This window comes from Ensifer sp. Root31, assembly GCF_001424825.1.
In the GTDB taxonomy this organism is placed as follows: Bacteria; Pseudomonadota; Alphaproteobacteria; order Rhizobiales; family Rhizobiaceae; genus Ensifer; species Ensifer canadensis.
On the sequence record NZ_LMCO01000042.1, the window covers coordinates 18,009 to 23,691 of the forward strand.

The 5,683-nt window shown below is 56.7% G+C and carries 5 protein-coding genes and 3 pseudogenes; 4 read left to right on the top strand and 4 right to left on the bottom strand.

Features of this window, described 5'->3' with window-relative positions; all coding sequences use genetic code 11:
* Nucleotides 1-449: pseudogene (locus tag ASD00_RS42070) on the bottom strand (3-hydroxyacyl-CoA dehydrogenase NAD-binding domain-containing protein); the annotation flags it as partial.
* A 457-nt stretch (nt 450-906) separates the two neighbouring features.
* On the opposite strand from ASD00_RS42070, the gene ASD00_RS28455 reads away from it, so the two are divergent.
* Nucleotides 907-1,641 carry a class I SAM-dependent methyltransferase gene (locus ASD00_RS28455; protein WP_063963362.1) on the top strand — a complete coding sequence of 245 codons (735 nt, stop codon included), beginning with the start codon at nt 907-909 and terminating at the stop codon, nt 1,639-1,641.
* Nucleotides 1,642-1,658: 17 nt separating this feature from the next.
* Here ASD00_RS28455 and ASD00_RS28460 read toward each other — a convergent pair whose 3' ends face one another.
* Both ASD00_RS28460 and ASD00_RS28465 read right to left on the bottom strand, forming a co-directional pair.
* A complete protein-coding gene (locus tag ASD00_RS28460) occupies nt 1,659-3,059 on the bottom strand; it encodes a BNR repeat-containing protein (protein ID WP_057210564.1) in 1,401 nt (466 codons plus the stop codon).
* Nucleotides 3,060-3,111: 52 nt separating this feature from the next.
* Nucleotides 3,112-3,699 carry a hypothetical protein gene (locus ASD00_RS28465; RefSeq protein ID WP_057210566.1) on the bottom strand — a complete coding sequence of 196 codons (588 nt, stop codon included), beginning with the start codon at nt 3,697-3,699 and terminating at the stop codon, nt 3,112-3,114.
* A gap of 355 nt (nt 3,700-4,054) precedes the next feature.
* Here ASD00_RS28465 and ASD00_RS42385 point away from each other — a divergent pair, with 355 nt between their 5' ends.
* The 3 genes and pseudogenes from ASD00_RS42385 (at nt 4,055) to ASD00_RS28480 (ending at nt 4,917) form a co-directional block, all read left to right on the top strand.
* Entirely contained in the window at nt 4,055-4,168 is a 114-nt protein-coding gene (locus tag ASD00_RS42385) for a lysozyme (RefSeq protein ID WP_162249761.1), read from the top strand.
* 175 nt (nt 4,169-4,343) lie between these two features.
* Nucleotides 4,344-4,586, top strand: coding sequence for a hypothetical protein (locus tag ASD00_RS42075; RefSeq protein WP_082523760.1), 243 nt, complete (start codon nt 4,344-4,346; stop codon nt 4,584-4,586).
* Nucleotides 4,583-4,917: pseudogene (locus tag ASD00_RS28480) on the top strand (DUF1515 family protein). The gene ASD00_RS42075 and the pseudogene ASD00_RS28480 overlap by 4 nt, the downstream one beginning before the upstream one ends.
* Before the next feature lie 230 nt (nt 4,918-5,147).
* Here the strand turns inward: ASD00_RS28480 and ASD00_RS42080 are convergent.
* A pseudogene (locus ASD00_RS42080) lies at nt 5,148-5,335 on the bottom strand (SOS response-associated peptidase); the annotation flags it as partial.
* Nucleotides 5,336-5,683: the final 348 nt, after the last annotated feature.

Here is a 5,683-nt window from a genome sequence, read left to right on the forward strand (position 1 = left end):
GGATTGGAAACCACGGCGAAATCGGCGTCCGGGTTGGTTTCGCGGATGATGCGCTCGACCTCGTCGCCGGTGCCGACCGGAACCGTCGACTTCGTCACGATCACGGTGAAGCCCTTGAGGTTGACGGCGATCTCGCGTGCTGCGGCGTAGACATAGGAGAGATCGGCGTGGCCATCGCCACGCCGCGACGGCGTGCCGACGGCGATGAAGATCACGTCGCTGTCGGCAACCGCCGAAACGAGATCCGTGGTGAACGACAGGCGGCCGGACTGGACATTGCTCGCAACGAGATGGTCGAGGCCGGGTTCAAAGATCGGGATGCGCCCCTGCATCAGCGCGTCGATCTTGCTTTCGTCCTTGTCGAGACAGACCACGTCATGGCCGAAATCGGCAAAACACACACCCGAAACAAGGCCGACATAACCGGCGCCGATCATCGTGACTTTCATAGTAGAGCCCCTAACGCAATCTGAGTCCGAGACGCAAGTAGTGCGCCATCCGTGATTGCATCACCGCTTACGTGCAACACGGTGTGATGTCACTTCGTTCAGGTTTGAATCCGCAATTTTAAACCTCGACTATTCGACCATCACCGTCGGGCACTGATTATCTCCCCCATGCACTTACTAAAGGGCAGCACTTTGGGCGCAGCGCCCGCTGATTTTGATAATGTCGACAGCGCTCGGCGGACGACATTCTCGCATCCGTCAAGCGCTTCTGTCAGAAGGTCGACAACAGCTTATGACACGAATTTCGGATTCAGATGACTAGCACATTCAACGGTACGGTGCAGTACGAACATAAGCCGACGCATCACCGAGATCGGTGCGAATTCTGCGTGCGCGAGTTTGCAACGAGTGCACGACGACGATAACGTGCGCGCCGAAGCATTTAGGGGATAGAGATTTGTCGGATTATTTTAAAAAGTATGAGGGCTTCTGCCCTATCTGCCAAAAACAAACTTCATTCCAGGCAACAGGCGAGTGGTTTCGAGGAAGGCTGATCTGTTCCTCATGCCCTAATGGCTCCGTCCCGCGAGAGCGTGCGTTGGCGCTGATTTTGGAGGAGACCTACCCTCATTGGCGATACCTGGAGATCCATGAATCGTCTCCGATTAACCGTGGAATATCGGTGAAGCTTGCCAATGAGGCCAGGCACTTAGTTCAGACCCAGTATTATCCGGACCTTCCGCGCGGATCGACCGAACGTGAATTCAGAAACGAAGATCTGCAGAATCTCACATTCGAGGATCAGGCTTTCGATCTTTTCATCTCGCTCGATGTTCTGGAGCACATTCCGGACCCGGAAGCGAGCATCAATGAAATATGGCGCACCCTGAAGCCTGGGGGCGCACTGATCAGCACGTGGCCCGTTCGGAACTACCAGGTTGAAGCTATCGATCGCCGCGTGATCTTCAACGAAGACGGCACACTCACCCACCTGAAGCCGGAAGAGTGGCACGGGAACCCTGTCAGCGACAAAGGGGCGCTCGTCACCGTCGACTACGGCTACGACATCCATAAGAAAATTGCTGAATGGAAGCCGTTCGACGTGCGAGTGTACCGCTTCGCTGATGCAACACATGGAATCTTGGGAGAGTACACCGAGGTGTTTCTCGCGCGCCGACCGCTAAACTCGTAATCGCGGCACTCGAAAATTTAGGGGACGAATATGAGTGGTGAGGCAGGCGGGTCGCATGCGGTAGGCTGCGACGGGGTGCATTCCCGGATCTGATCGCGATTGATGCCCTGAGAGAAGTAAATCATTGAACCGACGGACTTCCCACCCGTTTCATCCACTCTAATCGGGCGCGCATTCTGGCGGACGTCGGCCAGACCAGGCGGTGGTGAAACACTAAGAGGATGGGCGGCCGCAACTGGTCTAGCGACGACCTTTGGGGCGTCAACAACGTTCAGAGTATCAGTGTCGAAGAAGATGCGCCTCGGTGGTTCTCCGGGGAAATTGACATTTATGCTCGCAATCGCACCACCACCAAAATACAGATCTCCAAAGGATGGCAAATTTGGCACTGTTCCGCCGCCTGCGGCAATCGTCTGGTGTCCTGCAGTCGCGATGATTGACCGGTGCCACTCGCCACCTGAAGGCGATGCAGCCACAATGACGTTTTTCCGATCCGGGCCATAACGCGTGTAGGTCACAATTGGCTTTCCGGCAGGTGTTACGATCACCCGCGCTGAATTGAGGAGGCCTTGGTTCTCGCCGGTGGCTTCGATCATGTCGCTATTGCCAGGATCCAATGGTGGGGTAACTGGCCTCCCGTTGTGGTCTGTCCACTGGACAAAATCACGGGTGCGAGCATAGGTGACCGCATAATTGGTCGCTAAGTCAGGGGAACGTCGCCAAACGACGGCAAGGTGAACGTAGCCATCTCCGGCGATCCGGAAGGCTGATGGATAGGCATTTGTCGGCGAACCGCTCCACGTGGAGGCGAAGATTGGGGTGTTCAGTGCGCGTTGCCAGTTTTGGCCATTCCGTACATTGACTAACCACTCCCCGTTTCCGCTCATGCCGCTCCTGTACGCGAAGTAGAGTTTACCGTCAGGGCTATTCAAAAAAGTGGGGTAAGTGACCTTGTCCTCGTCGCGGCCAATCATCGGGGACAGGGACATGTCGCTAACGCTGTCAGCACTAGTCGCGGCTCCGTAGACGAGTGGACTGGAATGCATGTTGGCGGCAACTTGAAGCTGCCCGTTGCCGTCAAAAGCAAGTGCCACGCTATTATGGCTGTCCCAACCGGCGAATTGAGAGGGAAGCCGGGAGCGACACACCACACCCGAGAGAGGGTCGAGCTGGGCAACAGTCAGCCATCTGTCGGCATCGTAGTATCCAAAGTAGATCGTTTTGCCGCGAGCGATCGCGTCGAATGTGACGGTGGTGCCGGACCAGGCATTGTCGATCGCTATGCCGCTCCGCCCCCCGCCGACCGGAACGGGAGCGCCTTGATGGCATGTAAAGGCGCTCGCTGCTGCGCTGCTAAACAGCTGCAGCAGCACGGTTCCAGCGAGAAGCCAGGGGCTTAGCGGCGGTACTTTGATCATTTTTTTAAGCCGAAGTGTGTATGTTTGAATTGCAGTCGCTTCGACAGTCTCTTCAGACTTGGAGCCCTTTTGAGGTGTACTGAATTCCCGCCGCCTTCCATGCGACAGTTGTCAGCCATCGATGGGGAGCAATCCATCCGCTGCGGTCCATTCCAAGTTGCTCGAAGTGAGTATGTCTAAAGCCGTGGTTGTCGAGCTCATCAACCATAGGAGCGTATCGCTTGTCTTCGGTGGTTATGCGCTCTGTATTGTCGATTACGATTATCCCGTTGGGTGCCAAGAGGTCTAACCGCAACGCCTCCTGAAGGCAGAGGAGTCGGTCTCGACCGTCGATAGATATCAAGTCAAACTTAAAATCACCCACGATCTCTGCAACCTTGGTGGAGTATGGTCGCGGCAGAAGGTGCACGTGCGCGTGATTTACCCCTTCGATCTCTAAGTGGCCGATCACTTTTTTGCTCCACGCAACATCGTGTTCGAAGCTTATGAGCAATGAGGACTTGAACGCATAAAAGAGCGTGCTCGAGCCACAACCAAACTCCAGAACTCGGGGGAGTTGAAGCGTCCGATCCTTCGTCCCAGCTGAGAAATTGCAGATGAATTCGACGGAGTCATCCGTCATCCAAGGCACCGAGCGCATGTTTTTCCCCTTGTAGAACTATAGCGGTAGCCGTGGATACCTACAGCGGGTCGAGCGGCGCATCAATGCAACCATCTCTCCCTGAACATTCTCCGAGGATATAGTCATGAACCGACGCGTCAACGCCGCGGGCCTTGCGCTCGTCAAACAGTAGGAAGGACTGAAGACGAAGGCCAATCGAGACGTAGGCGGCATCTGGACCATCGGTTACGGCCATGCCAGCGCGGCCGGTGCGTATAGCGCGACAATCAGCATGATACGGTCATCCCGACCGCGACATAAGAATCTCATCCTGATTGACGCTGAATCTCACCTTGATTGCCGCCGCGCAGGTGCGCCTGCGGTGACGCCAAATATGGTGATCGCCGAGGCAAAAGCCGAAGAAATCCTCCGTGCCGATCTTGCCAATTTCGAGGAGCGGGTCTCGCGCCTGGTGAAGGTGCCGCTGACGGATAACCGGCATCATTGACGCGTCGTTTGCGGGCGGCGCTTTCCTCTTTATCCGCAAGCGACTCGATCCGGCATGATCCCCTGGCCGAAGATCCTAGGCGGCGTGCTCGTGCTCGCCGCCATCAGCTGGGCCGTCCTCGAAATCCGGAAAGACGGCGACCGATCAGTCACCAACGCATTCGAGAGGCAAAATAATGCGGCGGCACATTCCGCGGGCGATGCTCGCTTTGACTATGACACTTGCCCTGGTGGGCTGTGGGACTTCGCAATCAGCAAGTGCCGACGGCCTGCGGCGGGTCGTCGGAACTGACCTGGTCGGCGCGCGAGGGGCGACGCCGGCAGATCAGCGAAAGATAGACCGGACTGTTGTCGGCCCTTGCACCGGCGGCGTCTGGTCGAATGCAGCATGCGTGAGGCACGGGGAAGGGCGGCAATGATCGACGCGAGTGTTCACCAGCAGCTCGGCAAATTGATCGCTGAGGTCAAGAACTTGCGGAAGGACTTCCGAAGGTCGGAAGATACGTCGGATGCCAGTCGAGCATCTATGCATCGGCGCATGGATGATTTGGTCGAGCGGGTTGGCACCCTTGAAGGTACCACTGCTGTGCAGGAGGACACTTCCGACATGCGGCCAGTGACTGAAGATGTGCGGACATGGAAGCTAATGGGCATGGGGGCACTTGGCGTCATGGGCATCGGTGGGCCGGATTTGGAGTTACCTTCGCGGACACGCTGAAGCGGCTCGTATTGATGCTAAAAGTTGGGTGACCGGTCGTGCGGGTCCGTTGTCTGCTATTCTTTAGACTTTCCCGATCAAGAGCCTCTAGACGATGGCCGATAGAAGCGCGCCCACAGTTGCCGAACCAGACATGACACCAAACTCGACGACGCTCGGAGACTGAACGTATCCTGGAACGTTAAAAGCTGCGCCAATCAGACCGCCGAAAATGGCGGCACTGCGGATATTAAGGCCATTGCCCATACTCCCTCCCTCCGGCCTATCTGAAACGCGGGGCCGGCTGCCATAGCTGGTCAACCCGATGGAGAAGATCAGCCTCATTGTTCTTTGGCGATCCGACCTTCGAGCCTATCTTCCACATCGTCATCAGCTCGGCCGGGAACGGCCCATTAGGTCGTGCGCCTCGGGCTCCGGCGACAGCCAGCGATCGTAGTCCTCGGGATGGAGGCGTGACAATCATGGAGCAATCCAGCGGCTCTACCACGGCGGCGATCAAGGCCTGCAATCGCTGGTTAGCCAGCAATCTGGAGACTTGAAAGTGATGAGAGAGATTTTGCAGCTAATTGAGGGCGGGCAGCTCAGACGCTGATGATGAAACGCCCAGCAATCATCTCTCTGCGTCTGGCCTCCCGCCCATCGAGCCCAGTTTAGTTAGGCTGGAGGAGTCTCAACCCCCCGCTGCTTCTTTCATTGACGTAGCCTGTCGCCTTGCCTAGCTGAAGATCGATGATCTGCCAGCATTCATATTCGGCTGGCTTTTCGCTTTGCCTGGCCTCAAGTTCGACGAGTGCTTCC

Excerpts from the sequence above, each read along its gene's own strand:
- ASD00_RS28460 (WP_057210564.1), bottom strand. The coding sequence starts at position 3,059 with ATGATCAAAGTACCGCCGCTAAGCCCCTGGCTTCTCGCTGGAACCGTG.
- ASD00_RS28465 (WP_057210566.1), bottom strand. The coding sequence starts at position 3,699 with ATGCGCTCGGTGCCTTGGATGACGGATGACTCCGTCGAATTCATCTGC.
- ASD00_RS42385 (WP_162249761.1), top strand. The coding sequence starts at position 4,055 with ATGGTGATCGCCGAGGCAAAAGCCGAAGAAATCCTCCGTGCCGATCTT.
- ASD00_RS42075 (WP_082523760.1), top strand. The coding sequence starts at position 4,344 with ATGCGGCGGCACATTCCGCGGGCGATGCTCGCTTTGACTATGACACTT.